Raw genomic sequence first — 19,251 nt, forward strand, 5'->3', positions numbered from 1 at the left:
GGAGATTTAATATGAGTAGTGAAATTGAAAATAATGAAAATATTAAATCTTGCATTATTTTATGTGGAGGGCAAAGTAGAAGAATGGGTCGCGACAAAGGATCAATGATTATTCAAGATAAACCTATGATAAAACACATCCTTTCTACTTTAAACCACCAGATTGATGAAGCAATAATCGTTTTAAATGATAAGACCAGAGTTGACAAATATAACGAATTTATCAATCCCGAAGAATACTCATATACCATCACATTTTTAGAAGACAAAATAAAAAATAAGGGCCCTATGCCTGGAATTATGACCGGACTTGAACAGATAAAAAGTGATTATGCATTAATATTGCCATGTGACAGCCCTTATGTATCTGAAAAATACATAAAAACTATTTTTTCTGAATTAGATAATAATTATCAAGCTATCGTTCCTTTTCACGATGAACAAAATAAATTGAAAACATCAGAACCACTGCACTCAATTTACAGTAAGAAAATCATTCCTAAAATTGAAGAATTGGTTAGGGAGGATGTTTTGCACATTAAAGGACTGATAGAAAAAATAGATGTTAAATTTGTTTTGATTGATAATAAAAAAATAGAAAAAAAAGAATTTAGAAATCTTAATCGTCCGGAAGACATTTAAAGATATTCTATTAACTCTTTTACTTTACCTACTGCAGTATTTACACAGTAGAGAATTTCATCTTTAGTAAATGGTTCTTTTCCACCTTTTTGCATGGAACAGATGTGACCTTCTTTTGTAACACCAACATTTAAACGAGCACTGGATACTCTTTCCTCATCCAATGTTGGGTCAATAACCATTTTATCACCAATTTTAACGAAGGTACATAATGCTAATTCGTTGTTGATTGGTAAATCAAAGGTTTCATCTTCACTAATGACTACTTCTTCATCAACAATTTCAGCAACAGGCAATTTTGTTGATTTGAGTGCAGCCATAACAGCTAATTCACATGCATCGAAAAGGTTTCCGCAGTTGTCGATAATGTGCAAATCAATGAATAACATCCAAACGTGTTTTCCTTCTTCAACACATAATTTGTCTAATTCCACCAATTCACTTTCACGGATACCTCTGTCAACCACACGTGCAAGTTCAATGGAATCGTCACTAGGTGGTCCTGGTTCAAAATTAGGATCAGCCATCGGCAACATTTCACAATTGGTCATTAAAACTCCTAAATCAGGAGTATCTGGGAATGGGCTTCCAAGTTGTGGTTTAATACCCACCATAACTTGAGTTCCACCAAGTCTTACGCGAGCAGAACCTTCAGCTTTAGAAATAACATTAGTTTCAATAGAAATATCCCTATATTCAGTTAATCCCCTGCCATCTTCTCTTTTATCGTTTTTGACAAGGTTAGTAATACTTTGTCTTGTAATTTCTGGTACTATATCCATATTATCCACTCACTATTCTGTAGAATACTTTTTCATTAAAGCTTCTTTTTGAATTTCACTAACTTTAAGACATCCTTCCATAGCTAAGTCAATAGCTTTTGCAAATTCCTCTTCAGTTAAATTACCGTCACTTTGCAATAAGGTAATTTCGCCTGTTCTTGGCATCATAGCTATTGGAACATCAGCCTGACCTTCTTTATCTTCGTATTCAGATAAATCAAGTACAACTTCATCATTAACTTTACCTGCAGCGCAACCTACAACAATATCTTTCATAGGCACTCCTGCATCAACAAGTGCAACGGAAGCTGCTGTAATACCTGCACAACGAGTTCCACCTTCAGCTTCTATTACTTCTATATAAATATCAATCATTGAACGAGGATAGTTTTCCAACATTAAAGCTGGTCTTAAAGCATCAGCTGTAATTTTAGAAATTTCAGATGATCTTCTATCAGGCCCTGGTCTTTTCCTGTCATCTACTGAAAATGGAGCCATATTGTATCTGCATCTGATTACACCAGTGTTTGGCTCAAGTAATCTTCTGATATATGATTCTCTAGGACCATAAACAGCTACTAAAATTTTATTTCCACCAACTTCCAAGTAAGCTGAACCATCAGCACGTTCAAGCACTCCTGCTTCAATTTTGATAGGACGTAATTCATCAAATTTCCTACCATCCTTTCTAATAAATTCTGACATCATATCAACCTCTTAATCGTGAAGAATTATTTATTATTCAATATAAAAGAATTATTTGAGTTATCACCATAAGATAAGGAACCGTCTTTTTTATTTTTTCTTTTTAATTCTTCAATAACCTCAGCTATGTTAGGCTTATCACTTTTTTCTTTTTTCTCTTCTTCTTTTTCTTCTTCTTCTAATTCTTCTTCTTCTAATTCTTCTTTAAAATTTTGAAGTTTAGGTTTTTCTAAAACAAATTCCTCTTCCTCTTCATTAACTTCTTCAGGTGGTAATTCACCATCGATAGCTAAATATAATTTGTTCTTAATTTTGTTAGTTAAACCAGAAGTATGAGCTTCAGCCTCAATTAAATGAATAATGTTTTTGGTAAGTTGTTCCATGTCTTCGTCACCTTTTACCCAAACGAGACCGTTTTGACCAACAACAATTTTACAATTGGTTTTGTCTTTAATCATGTTGATCATAGAACCTTTTTTACCAATTAATCTAGGAACTTTAGTTGGAGCAATATCTACGATAATTCCTCCTTTAAATTTACCCATGCCTCTTCCTTTTAAACCGAGTTTTGCCTTTTTAATCTCATCAACATCGACAACTCTTAAAAATAGAACATCCCCAACATCATAAACTTTGTTGAGTTCTTTTTTCTCACGACCAAACACTTCAAAAGCAGGTAAAATTCCGGAATAAGGTGAATTAATGTCGACATCCCACATTGAGAATCTGACATCATTAATCTTACCTATTACAACATCTCCTTTTTTAGGAACATATTTACTTTTAAGAGGAATAACTCTAAGTTTTTTATTCCTCAAAGAAACAAGCCCCATTAAAGAAGAACAAACTTTACCATTCTCTTTAAAGGTACCTCTTCCTGAATAGTATTCATCGTCAGCTAAAATCTGACCAGGAATAACTAAATCTTTATTTTCCACATATATCATAATAATCCCATAAGTTTAAATCATTTAATAGTTCTAGTTTCTGCTTCACCATTTGAAATTTCAGCCATTTTTGCAGCAAAGGAATCTTGAAGACCTCCCGGCATTTCAACAATGCCAATCCAAGATCCATCTTGTTGCCATTCTTCGTTTATAACTTCACCAAATCCATGAATAATGGAATAAGCGCCTCCAGCAGCAGCACCAGGAAGTCTAACAGCAACTTTGATTTTTTCAAACCTGATTGGAATTAACGGTTTGATGGCTTTTAAAGCTGATTGTACTTGTTGGTCGACTGAAGTAAATGGATCAAACTTAACTTTTGCCTCATCACAAGCATTTTCAATCCTTTGAACCGGATGAGGTAAACCATTTTGAGGATTAACCGCTTCTTTAGCAATTTTATTAATGACAAGCCTTCTTTTGTCCGCTTGCATTTTCCTTTTTTGATCTGCAGTTAACTGAACAGTCCCTTTTTCAAGAATAACTTTAGAAACTTCAATAGGATCTGTAGTTTCAAAAATTTTATTCATAGCTTCATCAGAAGCCTTATCTCCTTTTTTGGAATCTTTGAAAATTTCTTCAACAGCTAAAAGATCTTCAATGGCAACATCCGGACCATCAGGATTCCTATAATCAGCTGCTAAATCAGGGTCAACCAATATTTCAAAGTGTTCACCGCAGTATTCATATTTAGCGATAATAGCTTCATCAACATTAACCATTGAAACATCCCCTAACTAATAATCAGAAAAAATTTAATCATTTATTTCTTCATCTAAATCTTCTTCGGATTCCTCTTCTTCTTCCTCTTCTTCGACTAGCACTTCATCAATGTACTTTTGCACTTCGTCTTGAGGGAGTTTAACGTATTTTTCATCTTCAATTTTAATAATTGCAATTTCAACATTTTTTGAAGTGGTTTCATGATCTGTAGCGCCATTGATAGCAACTAATGCTAAGTTAATTGCATCTTCCAATGTCAAATCATCTTTGTATTTTTCTTCGAATATTTCCATTGCAGCAGATCTTCCTGAACCAATAGCGGTTGCCTTATATTCGATTAATGCTCCACTAGGATCAGTTTCGAATAATTTGCATTTTCCATTATATACTCCACCAATGATTAATGCAGAACCGAAAGGCCTTACACCACCATTTTGAGTGTATAATTGTAACATATCACATAGTTTTTTAGATAAACTAGTTACACGAATAGGTTCACTATAGGTGATTTTATTAATTTGAGCTTCGACCCTAGCTCTTTCGACTAAAGCTCTTGCGTCAGCTACAAGACCTGAAGTGGCTGCTCCAATATGTTCATCAATTTTAAAGATTTTTTCGATTGATGAAGCTTCTACCAAACTTGAAGTGGTTCTTTTATCAACAGCTAAAACAATACCTTCAGAACTTTTTACACCAATAGATGTAGTTCCTCTTTTTACAGCTTCTCTTGCATATTCAACCTGGAAAAGTCTTCCATCTGGGCTAAATACAGTAATTGCTCTATCATATCCAGCGTTTTGTAAAGGTTGCATAAATAATACCTCACATTTTTCATAAATATTTATAAATTTTAAATTCGACTACATAAAAAAATAAAACCAAATCTCCATGAAAAGGTGAATTTTAATTTTAATTACTACATTGTAGCTGATTAAAATAATTTTTTTATTCTTTTTCCATAAATCCAATAGATATTTATATTAATATATTATTTATAAAGTTTTCTATTTTAAACTAACAAAAAGTAATTAAATATATTTTTGTGAAGATTTAATTGTTCCGGACAATCCGACAGTTGTAAGGGCAATCCTATTGCCACTATACATATTTGCCAAAGCCAATGCTGATCTGACTTCATCAACATATCCTCTTTGACATCGAATAATGGCCTTATAATGATAATAATCCTCTTCTTTTTCCATTTCAAAGAATTTCATTACCCATAAATTAAAATTAGATGTTTCAAGCTCTCCTTGAAAACGAATACAGGCATCCCAAATTATTGTCACCAAATCATCTTTGGATATCTCTGAAATTGTTTTGACATCAACTGTCAGATACCTATTGTTTTTTCTAAGGGTAGGGGGCAATACTCTAAGCTTCATCGTCAACCCTCCTGACGCCTCTAAAAATCATCTGATCCCTATTTTTGTTAAATTCAAGGATGTCCTTTGAGCTTTTGAATGATTTGGAAATCTCATCATCTGTTAAACCTGTCTGTTTAAAAAATGCAATAAAATCGTAAGTAGTCCTAATATCAAAAACAGATTCTGCTCTTGTGGATAAAACCAAAGGAAAATCAAATTTCCTATATAATGTATAGATATCCTTGAAATTAGAAAGTATTTTTGACCTGTGTGATAAATAACTCCTCAATATATCCTTAAAACATAATTCTATCGCAACATTATTTCTTACGGCTTCTTTTGCAAGCACATGATTTATGCCACAGTCATATCTTTTCAAATAAGGCCTTGATAATATATCCACCTTAACATTCTCCAAAGTAGCACGGTTGACCTTTAAATCACCACCAACAACAGAAATGCATGAGGATTTGCTCCTGTACTTATTTACAATCTTTCTAATTTCATTAACGTTGGATGAACTGATTTCCAAGGTAAAATCAAAATCGATTATATCCTCCAAAGTGTTTTTTAACTCATCATTAAAATCAAGCGCTTGTGAAAATTCGTTTTGATTATATGAAAAATTAATATGATTCCAACCATATCTGGAAGCTTCATTAGCTATTCTTATATTATCTTTCAAGCTACTTCCTTTAATATTTAAATCAAAAAACATACTAGATTATTTATTATTCTATATATTAATAACTTTTTAAAAAATGAAAAAATAAATGATTAAAAATCATTTATTGATACCTATAAAAATTAACTTGCCACTCTACAGTTTCATAATAGTCAATAGTAAATGTTTGTGATGAAGAGGACGAATAGGAAAAGGAATCTGACCTTGTTTCAACAGCACTTGTTGAACCCCAATCAACCCCACCGGATTGTCCATTTGAACCTGAAACATACAAGTGATTTGTAGCATAATTTTTAATAGGATATGCAGAAAGCTCTACCTTTATTTCACCTGCGGGCACATCAATGACTTGTGAACCTGAACCAGAACCCGAATAGCTGCCTATATTTACCCAAGATTTGGATGGGCTACTTGAAGAAGAAACGCTTTCAGTAGAAACCTCTCCACTGGAACCCTGTGAAGATGAAACCTGGGAAGTGGCAGGGTTCTTACTAGAAGTATCAGCATTCGCATTAGAATTATTAGCCAATGCAAAATAACCTACAGTTGCAACAAGGATTATTATAATAATGACTAAAGCGATAATCACATATTTAGTGCTATTTGAACTATTTTGCGTATTTTCATTAGTTGTATTAACCAATGACACCCCGCATTTAGTGCAAAATTTCGCAGTACTTTTATTTTCAAAACCACATTCTTTACATTTCATTTTATCCAATATCCAATGTTACTATTACTATTTTTAACACAACTTGCATAATAACTTAATGGTAATCTAAAAAATTTTAATAGGTGTTTAAAGTAATTATATCAAACTAATAAGATGTTATAAAACATTTTATAGTATAAAATATATAATATCTTATTATGGTAAAAGAAAACGATGAACTTTTGAAACTAACTTCCTATGTTCAAATTTCTAAATACCGAGAAAAAACTTTAAAATCCATTGGCGATGAAGTCAAAATACCGACTAATATCGCAAAAGACAGTGGAATTAGAACTAACCACATTTCAAAAGTTCTAAGTGAATTAAAAAGCAAAGATATTGTTGAATGTATAAACGAAGAAGCTCGTAAAGGCAGATTATATAGGTTAACCGACACCGGTAAAGATGTATTAGAAACTATTAAAGACAAAGAGGAAAAAGAAAAAGCTAATTAATTTACTTCTATACCTTCTTTAATACTTTCTAACTCTTTTCGAGCCTCAGAACTTGAAGCTTCTTCAAATATCTCATACAAAATCTTTAATAACATACTATTTTTAACAACCAATGGCAAACATTCACCAGTTTCAATAAATATAGAATCAAAATTCGGAGTTTTTAAATCCATTTTATACTGTAATTTTATTTCTTCACGCAACCTTTCATCCAAATATTTTTCCAGATAAACGATGATTTCATTTGCAAAAGTATTTCCAAATATCATCATGGTTTCAATAGATTCACTGTCCAAACTGGTATCCTCAACCAGCACATTGAATGATCCGTAATTCTGATAGCCGTAGGGAATGAATCTACCTTCAACAGTGTGTGCGCAATACTCATTCATTATCTTGAATTCAGGCAATGTTAAAAAGTACCATACAAAACTCTGCAATGTTGAAGAAGTCTTGACATGGAATATTTCACATAATAAAGATTCAACAATAGTAAATAAAAGATAATGAGCCAATTCATGAATGATGGTTGCTATTTGAACTGAATCATCCAATCGGTCATCGTAAAAAATTTTATTTCCTAAAAATATGAATCCTCTCTCATATCCTCTTGATTTTGGATAGCATTGGGTAAATATGCCTGCAAAATTCAGTATCTTATCTTTTATAGTATTTCCTTCAATTTCAAAGTGTTCTGCCCTGAGGAAAATTTCAGACAATAATTTATTATATTCCACATCCCCTATGCTGGCATTCGACAATAGGTTTTCATTAAATTCACTGAACAACACATCAAAAGAATCAATGTATAACGGATTCATTTGCCTTCCACATTTAATACAGTAAGTAGCATAATCAGGATTAGATTCACTGCAAAAAGGACAAAAATGTTCTGTAATCAATTTATTGCCGCAATGAGTGCAATAATTATTTTCTTTAAGGTTGTAATTTCCGCAAATATCACAAATCTTCAATAAAATCACTACCTAAACCTATTTTTAAGACTTTTTACAGTATTAAATGAATTCTTTAATAGAACCGCACTTTTGATATTCTTACCGCAGTTATGGCAGAATTCAGAATCCCACTCAAGAATCTCGCCACAGGAACAGATGATTTTGGATTTGACAAGTCTTTGAGGATTTAAAGGCCTATCACAATTTTGACAAAATTTAGAAGTAATCGGGTTTTTATGTCCGCAAACACATGCAATCAATGAATTTTCCTTTTTTAGATTGGTTCCGCATTCAATGCAGAAACTTGAGGTTACTTCGTTTATTGTTGAGCAAGTGCATAATATGAACACATCATTCAATACGCCATAATTTCTTAATGGAAGCCCGCAATTTTTACAGAACAGAGCGAATTTCTCATTCTCCTCACCACATGTGCAAAATATAGGATCTTTAAATTCTAAACTGAAATTACTATAGTTGTCATGGGAATCATCTTTATCCTCAAGCAATTTCTTGCCGCACATTTCACAATAAACATTCTCTCGAGAATTAATTGCACCGCATTCACACAATACATTATCCATTGAAAATTTGGGTTTGGACCTATTTTTTAGAATACGGGCTAGCCTGCTTTCCTTACGTTTGGCTCCGCACATATAACAAAATTCATTATCAACATTATTAATATAGCCACAAGAACAGATTTCATATTTAAAATCGCTTCTTTTACTTTCCAGATATGGTGAAAAATCAATGTTAAAATTAAAGAAACCTATATTATATATGGGAATGGTGAAAACATGAACATCATTTTTGGAATTGTTGTTTGTTTTTGCACCGCAATTGCGGCAATAAGGTTCATTTGGAAGTATTCTATTACCACATTTTCCGCAATAATTTTCTAAAGCCATATTCTATCAACAGTTATTTTTTAGATAAAGATTGAATTTCTTCAACTACCTTATACAAAACCTCTTCACCTAATCCTTCAATATATTTAATAGATCCCGCACATTCATGGCCTCCTCCATCTACACCGGCCTGAGGGACTCTTTCAGCAATTACAGTTACAATGTCATTTACATTGAATCCATACTGCTCATTTACTGCATCAGTTGCCCTGAATACTCCAAAGTCAGGCCCATGTCCTAATGTAACAATCGGCTTGTCCTCACCTAACTCCTTAATTATCCTATCATGGACAAAACCACATGTTTTACCTGGAGCTGGGAATGTAAACTTGTGTGCATATTTTTCAACATCTATTAGATTAAAGTAAATTCCGTTTTCCAATTGTGTCTTTCTAATATTCGGAATAGTTGCCTTAAGTTGTGTATCGACTCTTTTCTGGTATTCTTTGTATAATGCATCAATCATCTTTTCATGCTTATCAAAATTATCGACGGCAAGAATAGTATCCATTATTCCTCTACCATTCATGAATCTTAAAAAGTAAGCTTCAAAATCAACACATTCAGCAATCTTCAATATATGCTGTTTGGTAAATCCCTTTTCAGCTGCAAGTTGCAAATATTGATAAACTTCTCCACATTCTGCACGGTCTCCCAAAGCGGCAACTGCCGGCAAATGCATAATCAAATCCTTTACATTCGGATTAATGAGATGTGCAACTTCGGTTGCCAATGCTCCTGCTGTCAATTGAGAGTCTCCACCAACCAAATAAGGGTTTACATGAGTATCAACAAATTCATCAACTGCTACGGTTGCACCGTAGATTTCTCCATCCCTTTCGTCTTTTGTTAATAATTCGCCAGGAGAGTGGTGGTCAATTACGACAATTTCAATATCATAGATTTTGGCCTGCATCAATGAGACAATATCCTCTTCAGTAGATCCGTTATCCAAAAGTACGATGAGAGGCAATTTCTGACCGTGCCTTTCCTGATCTTCCAAAGCAAATGACAAGTCCTTAACTACGTCTTCAAGTTCGTAGAATGGGGCTTTACTTGGAGACCTTTTAAAGTAGTAATACTGAGCGTCATTGCTCGGGTTGTATTTTTCAATCAATGGAATAATGGCCTTTTCCATTGCAACACCTGAACAGATACCGTCGGCATCATTGTGGTGCCTGATTAAAATGGTCCTGCCATCAAGTATAGCTCTTCTGATTTTTCGAGCAGCTTCCCTCATCTTTGGCTTAAGCCTATTTAAAACATCACTTTTGACCAAGAAATCAACATGTTGAGGTTCAGCTTTCTTGTTTAAAGCATCATCAATTAACTTATGTAGCTTACGAGTATTTTCTTCACCAAGTTTGGTCATTGAAGATGATTCAATTTGTGTTTTTCCACCATGTTCATTGACTTCCCCTAAAACCTGAACTGCATCGCCGAGTTCAATTTCAGGATAGGACCTTTCACCTGCCTTGTCAAAAGCAGCTATTTCAGCAGTTCCGCTTTCATCGCTGATAATGAATATGGTAGGTCCGGAAGTCTGTTGGATCTGCTGGACTTCACCGTCAATCCTAACGATTTGACCTTTTTTCTTTTCAAGCTGGTCAATTAAAGTTCTTGGAATGGATTTGGTTAATCTTTTGAGATTATAAGCGTCAACATATGCCGGTGCAAAATCAATTTTACCTTCCCTTGATTTAATTGAAGTGATAAATACTATGACCTCTTCACCTACGTGATATTCGGAGACATCACCTCTCATAAGTCCCCAAACATTATTATTTAAACTAACAAAAGCACCATATCTTTCAATTCTTGTAATTTTACCTTTATATAATTTGTTTTTATCAATGTCTTTCATTTGACATAGTGAATCTAAAACATATACATCTCTAGCAGCTTTTCGGCGAGCTTCAAATTCATCAAATTTCATTTTCTCAACCTTTCTTTTCTCTTCACAATCAGGACATATGTCATATTTTTCATCAATTATCTTACCGCAATCACGACAAACATTGATTTGACCGGTTCCATGGCAATAAGGACACTCTTCAAAAACTTCCACTTGTCCTTTTCCGTTGCATACTTCACATGGAATATCTTCTTCTCCACCTAAGTCAAATTTTGCTTTTGCATTGCTGTTAACACCTTTAAAATGATTGCCGATATCGAATGCATCTTCTTCAAAACCTGTTCCGCCACAGGCATCACATTCTTTATAGTCCACTACAACTGAACCAATTCCTTTACATTTCGGACATTTAGCTTTCAAATTTAAAACCTCTTACTTATATAATAGAATCTTGCTTGAACACTTTCGGATTCTCTTTAACTATAGTATCCCTTTCATTTTGATAGTTACTAGCTTCAAAAATTAAATCGTTCGCTTCAGAAGCATAACTTGTTCCAGTGGAATTAGAATTAACTTTAAAACAGTCAATAGCTTCTTTTAATTTATCAGCAGCATTAATCTTTAGTTCCAATTCCTTTATAACTATATCAATATACCTATTTTGAACATCATTTATATCCGAGGAATAATTGCTTTTAATGACTTGCAGATTATATAAACTAGCATTATAACTATTTCCTGCAGATATTGCTTTACTCATCGATTCATCATAATTTTTATTATTCACTAGTTCAACAGCATCATTGTAGGCATTATCGCCTTTTTCAATTAAATCACTGATTTCAGGCATTGTCTTGTTAATGTTATCTACCGAACTATCAATAAACACAATAGCTGCTGAAATAAAAATCAAAACAATTATAAAAATTATTAATTTGCTATAGCTAGACATGATGATTATCCTACTCTTTTACATTCTCACAAATAGAAATATGAAAATAATTATACAAATAATTTATGCAAAATTACCTCTGATTCCCATGAAATATTTCCCACATTAGGTTCTTATTTTTTCATCAATCTGAACAACATATTATACATTTAATATTTTCTGATGAAAATCAGATTCAAAATTAATTGTATTTACAAAAAAAAGGTATATCCGGTAAAATATGCAATAGAAATTTTCATGAAAAAATAAATAAAAAAAAGAAGTTTAAAATGAATTTTAAACTTATTCGCTGGACCAGAGTCCGTGTAAGTTACAGAATGCGTATGCTACAACATCATCAGCTGCTTCAATAGTGAAGGTTGCTTCTGCAACGTCTCCAGGTTTGAAGCATTTTGCATATTGTTCAGCACCAGCTTCAACAATTAAAAATTGAATGTAGTGATCATCATCCATTGGGTGAGCAGCTTCACCGACTTTAACGGTTACTTTATCACCATCAATTTCAACAACTGGTTTGTGTTTAGGAGATTTTTCTCCTTCAGTTTGTACTGGAATTGCAAGCATGTGGTCATTGCATGCATTTTCATCGCCGACAGCTAAAACTTGGATAATACTTCCACATTCTTCACATTTTAATATTTTTGCCATAATAAAACATCTCCATTAAATGTTAAAGTTAGTTTATTTCTTAAAGTATTTATTATTATTGATTGGTTTCATAATAGTTTTCTATAGCTGCCTGAAGACCGTCTGCGGCAAGGTTTGAACAATGCATTTTTATAGGTGGAAGACCATCTAATTCTTCCGCAACATCATTTCTGGAAATTTGCAAAGCTTCATCCAATGTTTTGCCAACTGCAATTTCTGTAATCATGCTGCTGGTTGCAATTGCTGCTCCACAACCAAAAGTCTGAAATGATATGTCCTCAATCACTTTATCATCATTGACTTTGATATAAATTGTCATCAAATCTCCGCATGTCGGGTTTCCAACTGTTCCGACACCGTTTGCATCTTCCATTTTTCTACAGTTTCTAGGGTTTGCAAAGTGGTCCATTACCTTTTCTGAATAATCCATAATTAACACATCCTACAGTCATCACCGTGTTTTCTACACATTACACCATTATAGTCCAATTCCTGATTCCATAAAGGTGACATTTCCCTTAATCTTGCAACTGCATCGGCAAGAATATTTACAAATTCATCAACATCAAAACTATCACTTTCGGGAGCTAAGGACAATCTCAAAGATCCATGCACATCAACAGGGTCCAATCCTAAAGCGGTCAATACTGGAGAAGCTTCCAACTTATTGGATGAACATGCTGATCCTGTTGAAGCCTGATATCCTTTAGCATCCAACAAGAGAATTAATGATTCACCTTCAATTGCTTTAAATCTGAAGTTAACAAGATTTGGAAGTCTATGTTCCATATCACCGTTTACATAAGATTCTGGAATAGTGTTCAATACCTTTTCAATTAGTTCATCCCTAATGGAGGACAATTTAACATAATGTTCATCTAATTGTTCACTAGCTAGCTCGCAAGCTTTTCCAAATCCAACAACACCTGCAACGTTTTCAGTTCCTGCTCTAATACCTCTTTCTTGTCCCCCTCCATGGATAAGCGGGACAACACGAGTTCCTTTCTTAATGTATAATGCTCCAACACCTTTAGGACCATTAATTTTATGAGAAGATAAAGATAGAAGATCAACATTCAATTTTTCAACATCAACTTCAATCTTGCCGAATGTTTGAACCGCATCGGTGTGAAATGTAATTCCTTTTTCACGTGCAATTTTACCAATCTCTTCAATTGGTTGAATTGTACCAATTTCATTATTACCATGCATAATAGTAATTAGAATTGTTTCAGGAGTTATTGCTTCTTTTAAGTCTTCGATTTTTATTATACCATTTTCATAGACTGGTAGGTATGTTACTTTGAAGTCTAATGACTCCAAGAATTTCAAAGTTTCCTTTACGGCAGGGTGTTCAAATTCTGTTGTGATTATATGTTTACCTTCGTTGAGGAATTTGAAAGCGATACCTTTAATTGCCAAGTTATCAGATTCTGATCCTCCGCCTGTGAAAATAATTTCATCCGGATTTGCATTGATTGCATCCGCCACTCTTTGACGGGCTTGATTTAACGCTTTTTTAGATTCACGACCAAATCCATATAGAGTGGAAGGATTTCCAAACACTTCTGTGAAATAAGGTTTCATTTCTTCAAAAACTTCTTTGCTGACCTGTGTAGTTGCTGAATTATCCAAATACATTCTTTATCTCCCAATTTTTATTAATATTAATAAATTTTAAATAATTCAAGTGAATAGATAGTTATTTTAATCTAAACTATCTAAAGCTTGACTTAAATCATCAATTAAATCATTGACATCCTCTAAACCAATTGAAAGCCTGATAAAGTCAGGTGTTACACCAGTTGCTTCCTGCTCTTCAGGACTTAATTGCTGGTGGGTTGTACTTGCAGGATGTATTGCTAGGCTTTTTGCATCACCGATATTTGCAAGTATAGAGAACAGTTCGAGTTTTTCAATTACTTTGCGACCTGCTTCTTCTCCCCCTTCAACTCCAAATCCTAAGATTCCTGCAAAGTTATCTTTCAAGTATTTTTTGTTGATTTCATAGGTTGGATGTGATTCCAATCCAGGGTAGTTTACCCATTTAACTTTCGGATGAGATTCTAAAAATTTAGCCACTTTAAGTGCATTTTCAGAATGTCTTTTTACCCTAACGTCAAGACTTTCAAGCCCTTGCAAGAATATGAAACTGTGAACCGGTGCTTGAGTTGCACCCAAGTCTCTTAAAAGTCTTGCTCTTATCCTTACAGTAAATGCAAGATTTCCAAGTTCAGGAACATCACCGAATGCATCCCAAAATACTAATCCATGATAACTTGGGTCCGGTTTGGTGAAATTTGCAAATTTGCCGTTTCCCCAGTTGAACTTACCTGAATCTACAATATATCCTCCAACTGCAGTACCGTGGCCTCCAACATATTTGGTTGCTGATGCTGCAATAACGTCTGCGCCATGTTCCAATGGCCTAACCAATCCTACACCAACTGTATTGTCTACAATCAATGGGATGTCATGAGAGTGTGCAATTTCTGCTAATGCTTCAAAGTCAGGCACATCCAGTTTTGGATTTCCGATTGATTCAACATAGATTGCCTTTGTCTTTTCATCAATTGCGTCTTCAAAAGCCTGCAAATCCTGTGAGTTTACAAATTTGACCTCCCTTGCAAGATCCTTGAAGGTATAGTTGAACAATTGGTATGTTCCTCCATAAAGGTTGTCTGCAGAGACAATATTATCTCCAGGTTCTGTTACATTTAAGATTGCATATGAGATTGCTGCAAGACCACTTGATGTTGAAATACCTGAATTACCACCTTCGATTGCAGCAATTCTTGCTTCAAATACATCGCTGGTTGGGTTTGTAAGTCTGGAGTAAATTTGTCCAAACTCTTGAAGGGCGAATCTCCTTGCAGCTTCATCTGAATCTTTAAATACATACGAAGTAGTTTGATAAATTGGAACTGCTTGAGCCCCAGTTACGGGGTCTGGTTGTTGTCCTGCGCGTACACCTAATGTTGCTAATCCATAATTTTTATTTGTCATTAATTATCACCTTAATAAATTGATTTCAGTAAAAATATATCACGTGTTATATTTACTATATAACAATAGTTATTTTTTATATATAAATGTTTTGGTATACCTAAATATTAATGGAAAAATAGATTATAACTTATGTTATACAATTATAACATGTGTTATCATACTATATAAAGATTTCCCTAAATGTTAAAAAAACATACTCAAAAAAACTATGATTATATAAAAAAACAGAAAAAAATAAGGGACGATTAAATTAATCCCTTAATCATTAATTTCATAACCTAACGCTTGTAGGTTGTCACGGATTTTATCAGACAAATCATATTGCTTGTTAGCTCGAAGCTCTGATCTGACTTCAGAAATTACATTAAGCAAATCATCTGATCCGGCATTAACCTCTTCAGTTTCAAAGCTAATACCAAAAATATGAGCAGCATCATCTAAAAATGCTTTAATGGCCACTTTATCAGAATCTGATAAATTATCCAATTCATTTTTAGTATCATTGATTAATCCAAAGATAGCTGCAATGGCCTTTGGAGTATTGAAGTCATCATCCATGCTGTCAAAGAATTCTTTCTTATGAGGAGCTAACACATCTGATTCATAAGTTTCCTCACCGACTTCAACATCAAGAAGCTCATAGTACTTTCTGATTCTATCCAAGCTTTTTTCAGATTGATGAAGTGAATCCTTTGAAAAGTCAATAGGGCTTCTGTAATGAGTAGATAAAACAAAGAATCTGAAAGTTTCAGCAGAATAATCCTTAAGCAATTCACGAATAGTGATGAAGTTGTTTAAGGATTTTGACATTTTTTCTCCGTTTACATTTAAAAATCCTGTGTGCAACCAGAATTTTACCATCGGAGCCTTACCGCTTACAGCTTCCATTTGAGTAATTTCCGCTTCGTGGTGTGGGAAAATTAAATCCAAACCTCCACCGTGGGCATCGTATTGTGGTCCGAAGTAGTATTCGGTAATTGCAGTGTCTTCAATGTGCCATCCAGGCCTTCCGTCTCCCCATGGAGATGGCCATACAGGTTCATCCACTCCAACACGTTTTTTCCAAAGTGCAAAGTCCTGTGGATTTTTCTTGGTTGTATCAGCTAAATCTCTGTGAGATTCCAACTCTTCAACATTTCTGTTTGATAATTTACCGAATTCCGGGAATTTATCTATTTCAAAGTAAACACCATCTTCGGTTTCATAAGCAAAACCCTTATCAATTAATCTTTGAATTTGGTCTAGAATTTCATCAACATGATCTGTTGCTCTTGCAAATAAATTTACACCATTGACATTCAATTTGCTCATGTCTTCTTTGTATCTTTTTTCAAACTTACGGGCTAACTCCTGTGCTGGAATTCCACTTTCTTTTGATCTGTTAATGATTTTATCATCAATATCTGTGATATTCTGGATATAAAATACGGCATAGCCCTTATATTCCAAATATCTTTTGATTGTATCAAATGAAATGTAGGTTCTTCCATGCCCAATATGAGCATCATCATAAACAGTAGGCCCGCAAACAAATAAGTTAACTCTGTTATTATTAATTGTTACAAAAGTCTCTTTACTGCGAGTTAAAGTTGAATAAACATCCATAAAAATAACCTCAGAAAAATAGTAATAGAAAAGGCAAGTGAGGGACTTGAACCCCCGTATTATGGTCTGCAGCCACACACCTAAGCCACTCGGTAAACTTGCCACTTAATATTAAAGTATAATAAAATATTGGTTATTAATAGTTTAAATAGTTTACTATTATTCCCAATATTTCCCTAATTTACTTCAGAACCTAAACAAGATTGACAATCATCGCCAAGTTGGGATTTATCAATATTAAGTTGTTCTAAAACATCAACTATTTTAACATTATTACAAATTTTACAAGTTCTTGGTATTAAATCAGCTTTAGTAGCTTCACCTTCAGATAACTGACGAGCAAAATCATGAATCATAGCTCTGACATTTTCATCAAGTTTAATTCCGCTACCACGTTTATCTGTTATATATTGAGATACTGCAGGTTGAGTAATATCCATAAGTTCTGAAACATCTTTCTGTTTCATTCCTAAGTTTAATAACTCTTTTGCTAGCTCTGATCTAATAGCAGGAATTACATACCATACAACAATTTCACAAGGAGGTTTCATTTTTTATCACCGTAATAACCAAATAATTCTTCGAAATTATAATCCTCATCCAGTTCATCATCAGGTATCGGCAATCCATTCTTTTCAAGCAGAATTTCAATGAGTTTTTCGTTTTCATGAATTTGCTTTTCTAAACGTCTGATTGCGGCTGCAACAGGGTCCGGCAATTTGCTGTGTTCCAAATCAACAACATGGCTTTGATTTTTACATTTAACAATCCTTCCTGGAACACCAACACAGGTGGATTCTGGAGGAACATCTTTAAGGACTACCGCACCGGTACCGATTTTAGCATATTCACCAATTGTAATGTTACCCATTACTTTAGCACCTGCACCTATGATAACTCCTTTTTCAACTGTCGGGTGTCTTTTGCCTTTGTTGGTGGTGGTACCACCGAGGATTACTCCTTGATATATTAATACATCATCCCCAACAATTGCTGTTTCTCCAATTACAATTCCCATTCCATGATCTATAAATACACCTTCACCCAATTGTGCGCCGGGATGTATTTCAATACCTGTGAGAAGACGAGCCAAGGTTGAGAAAAACCTTGCAAGAAACTTTAATGAATGATTCCATAAATAATGATTGATTCTATGGAATAATATCGCATAGAATCCAGGATAACAAAAGAATGCCTCCACTGTTGAACGCATTGCAGGATCTTTTTGTTTTATAGCATCTATTTCTCTTCTCAACTGGTCAAGCATTTTGAAACTCCAAAGTTATATAACATTACTTATATAACATATGGTATATATAATTAATCTTATTCAAATAACCAATCTACAGAGAGATATCTGTCCCCTGCATCAGGTAATATAGCAATTATTCTTTTACCTTTATTTTCTTCCCTTTTAGCCAATTCCAATGCAGCCCAAGTCGCAGCACCTGATGATATACCGGTGAAAATACCTTCCTTTTTAGCAAGTGCAAGGAAAGTTTTTCCCGCATCTTCACTGGCAACAGGAATGATTTCATCAATCAAATCCGCATCATAAATTGACGGAACAAAACCTGCACCAATACCTTGAATTTTATGAGGTCCTTTTTCTCCTTTACCTAAGGTTTGTGATTCTTTTGGTTCTACTGCAACAACCTTAACATCAGGAAGTTTTTCTTTTAGGCCTTTTGCAATTCCAGTAGCTGTTCCACCTGTTCCTACAGCTGATACGACAATATCTACATTGCCTTCTGTGTCTCTTAGGATTTCCTGAGCTGTAGTCCTGTAGTGAATATCCACATTGGCAGGATTATCAAATTGGCCTAAGATAATGGAATTTGGAGTTTCTTCATGCAATTCTTTTGCTTTTGCAATAGCCCCACCCATTCCTTCAGAACCTGGTGTCAATACAATTTCAGCTCCGAAAATTGCTAAAAGTTTTCTTCTTTCAACAGACATTGTATCAGGCATTGTTAAAATTAACTTGTATCCTTTTGCAGCTGAAACAAAACCTAATCCTATACCGGTATTTCCACTTGTCGGTTCGATGATTGTGTCTCCAGGTTTTATTAAGCCTTTATTTTCTGCATCTTCAATCATTGCCACTCCAACACGGTCTTTAACACTGTTTGCTGGATTGAATGATTCAATCTTAACATCAACTTCCGCTTCTAATCCTTCTGTTAAATTATTTAATCTTACAATTGGAGTATTTCCTATTGCATCAGTAATGCTATCCAATACTCCTCTTTTTAATTCTGGAATATTTACCATATTTTTATCTCCTTATTAATTAGT

22 protein-coding genes and 1 tRNA gene are annotated in these 19,251 nt (G+C 33.9%); 2 read left to right on the top strand and 21 right to left on the bottom strand.

Annotated features, from left to right (window positions below):
• The first annotated feature begins 11 nt into the window (after positions 1-11).
• Entirely contained in the window at positions 12-641 is a 630-nt protein-coding gene (locus tag TL18_RS06215) for a molybdenum cofactor guanylyltransferase (protein ID WP_067042982.1), read from the top strand.
• Here the strand turns inward: TL18_RS06215 and rrp42 are convergent.
• The 8 genes from rrp42 to TL18_RS06255 all read right to left on the bottom strand — a co-directional run bounded on the left by rrp42 (position 638) and on the right by TL18_RS06255 (position 6,499).
• Positions 638-1,423, bottom strand: a complete 786-nt coding sequence (gene rrp42, locus TL18_RS06220) for an exosome complex protein Rrp42 (protein WP_067042986.1) — start codon at positions 1,421-1,423, stop codon at positions 638-640. The genes TL18_RS06215 and rrp42 overlap by 4 nt on opposite strands.
• Positions 1,424-1,435: 12 nt before the next feature.
• Positions 1,436-2,131, bottom strand: a complete 696-nt coding sequence (gene rrp41, locus TL18_RS06225; protein WP_067042989.1) for an exosome complex exonuclease Rrp41 — start codon at positions 2,129-2,131, stop codon at positions 1,436-1,438.
• Between the two features lie 23 nt (positions 2,132-2,154).
• The gene (gene rrp4 / locus TL18_RS06230; protein WP_067042991.1) at positions 2,155-3,075 is read right to left on the bottom strand and encodes an exosome complex RNA-binding protein Rrp4; all 921 of its coding nucleotides are present in this window, start codon (positions 3,073-3,075) and stop codon (positions 2,155-2,157) included.
• Positions 3,076-3,095: 20 nt separating this feature from the next.
• Positions 3,096-3,797, bottom strand: coding sequence for a ribosome assembly factor SBDS (locus tag TL18_RS06235; protein WP_067042995.1), 702 nt, complete (start codon positions 3,795-3,797; stop codon positions 3,096-3,098).
• A 33-nt stretch (positions 3,798-3,830) separates the two neighbouring features.
• Positions 3,831-4,610 carry an archaeal proteasome endopeptidase complex subunit alpha gene (gene psmA, locus TL18_RS06240; RefSeq protein ID WP_067042998.1) on the bottom strand — a complete coding sequence of 260 codons (780 nt, stop codon included), beginning with the start codon at positions 4,608-4,610 and terminating at the stop codon, positions 3,831-3,833.
• A 216-nt stretch (positions 4,611-4,826) separates the two neighbouring features.
• The gene (locus tag TL18_RS06245) at positions 4,827-5,183 is read right to left on the bottom strand and encodes an Rpp14/Pop5 family protein (protein ID WP_067043001.1); all 357 of its coding nucleotides are present in this window, start codon (positions 5,181-5,183) and stop codon (positions 4,827-4,829) included.
• Entirely contained in the window at positions 5,173-5,883 is a 711-nt protein-coding gene (rnp3, locus tag TL18_RS06250) for a ribonuclease P protein component 3 (protein ID WP_067043004.1), read from the bottom strand. Before rnp3 ends, TL18_RS06245 begins: the two co-directional genes overlap by 11 nt.
• A gap of 70 nt (positions 5,884-5,953) precedes the next feature.
• Entirely contained in the window at positions 5,954-6,499 is a 546-nt protein-coding gene (locus tag TL18_RS06255) for a zinc ribbon domain-containing protein (RefSeq protein WP_394326519.1), read from the bottom strand.
• A gap of 221 nt (positions 6,500-6,720) precedes the next feature.
• On the opposite strand from TL18_RS06255, the gene TL18_RS06260 reads away from it, so the two are divergent.
• Positions 6,721-7,017 carry a winged helix-turn-helix domain-containing protein gene (locus TL18_RS06260; protein WP_067043010.1) on the top strand — a complete coding sequence of 99 codons (297 nt, stop codon included), beginning with the start codon at positions 6,721-6,723 and terminating at the stop codon, positions 7,015-7,017.
• Here the strand turns inward: TL18_RS06260 and TL18_RS06265 are convergent.
• The 13 genes from TL18_RS06265 to cysK all read right to left on the bottom strand — a co-directional run bounded on the left by TL18_RS06265 (position 7,014) and on the right by cysK (position 19,227).
• Positions 7,014-7,991, bottom strand: coding sequence for a zinc ribbon domain-containing protein (locus TL18_RS06265; RefSeq protein ID WP_067043012.1), 978 nt, complete (start codon positions 7,989-7,991; stop codon positions 7,014-7,016). The two genes, TL18_RS06260 and TL18_RS06265, sit on opposite strands and share 4 nt — an antisense overlap.
• 8 nt (positions 7,992-7,999) lie before the next feature.
• Entirely contained in the window at positions 8,000-8,884 is an 885-nt protein-coding gene (locus TL18_RS06270) for a zinc ribbon domain-containing protein (RefSeq protein ID WP_067043015.1), read from the bottom strand.
• A 13-nt stretch (positions 8,885-8,897) separates the two neighbouring features.
• The gene (locus TL18_RS06275; protein WP_067043018.1) at positions 8,898-11,159 is read right to left on the bottom strand and encodes a DHH family phosphoesterase; all 2,262 of its coding nucleotides are present in this window, start codon (positions 11,157-11,159) and stop codon (positions 8,898-8,900) included.
• Positions 11,160-11,175: 16 nt separating this feature from the next.
• Entirely contained in the window at positions 11,176-11,691 is a 516-nt protein-coding gene (locus tag TL18_RS06280; RefSeq protein WP_067043021.1) for a hypothetical protein, read from the bottom strand.
• A 282-nt stretch (positions 11,692-11,973) separates the two neighbouring features.
• Entirely contained in the window at positions 11,974-12,339 is a 366-nt protein-coding gene (locus TL18_RS06285) for a desulfoferrodoxin family protein (RefSeq protein ID WP_067043024.1), read from the bottom strand.
• Between the two features lie 55 nt (positions 12,340-12,394).
• Positions 12,395-12,769, bottom strand: coding sequence for a Fe-S cluster assembly scaffold protein NifU (nifU, locus tag TL18_RS06290; protein ID WP_067043027.1), 375 nt, complete (start codon positions 12,767-12,769; stop codon positions 12,395-12,397).
• A 2-nt stretch (positions 12,770-12,771) separates the two neighbouring features.
• Positions 12,772-13,980 carry a cysteine desulfurase family protein gene (locus TL18_RS06295; RefSeq protein ID WP_067043030.1) on the bottom strand — a complete coding sequence of 403 codons (1,209 nt, stop codon included), beginning with the start codon at positions 13,978-13,980 and terminating at the stop codon, positions 12,772-12,774.
• Between the two features lie 66 nt (positions 13,981-14,046).
• Entirely contained in the window at positions 14,047-15,345 is a 1,299-nt protein-coding gene (locus tag TL18_RS06300; RefSeq protein ID WP_067043034.1) for an O-acetylhomoserine aminocarboxypropyltransferase/cysteine synthase family protein, read from the bottom strand.
• A 261-nt stretch (positions 15,346-15,606) separates the two neighbouring features.
• On the bottom strand, positions 15,607-16,953 hold the full coding sequence (gene cysS, locus TL18_RS06305) for a cysteine--tRNA ligase (protein ID WP_067043038.1): 1,347 nt from the start codon (positions 16,951-16,953) through the stop codon (positions 15,607-15,609).
• Positions 16,954-16,984: 31 nt separating this feature from the next.
• Positions 16,985-17,056: transfer RNA gene (locus TL18_RS06310), tRNA-Cys, on the bottom strand.
• 73 nt (positions 17,057-17,129) lie between these two features.
• Complete coding sequence (locus TL18_RS06315) at positions 17,130-17,504, bottom strand: transcriptional regulator (RefSeq protein ID WP_067043041.1); 375 nt, start codon at positions 17,502-17,504, stop codon at positions 17,130-17,132.
• Entirely contained in the window at positions 17,501-18,220 is a 720-nt protein-coding gene (gene cysE / locus TL18_RS06320; protein WP_067043044.1) for a serine O-acetyltransferase, read from the bottom strand. The genes TL18_RS06315 and cysE overlap by 4 nt, the downstream gene beginning before the upstream one ends.
• A 59-nt stretch (positions 18,221-18,279) precedes the next feature.
• Positions 18,280-19,227: a cysteine synthase A gene (gene cysK, locus TL18_RS06325; RefSeq protein WP_067043046.1), complete on the bottom strand. Its 948-nt coding sequence runs from the start codon at positions 19,225-19,227 to the stop codon at positions 18,280-18,282.
• Positions 19,228-19,251: the final 24 nt, after the last annotated feature.

Origin of the sequence: Methanobrevibacter sp. YE315 (assembly GCF_001548675.1) — an archaeon.
GTDB lineage: Archaea > Methanobacteriota > Methanobacteria > Methanobacteriales > Methanobacteriaceae > Methanocatella.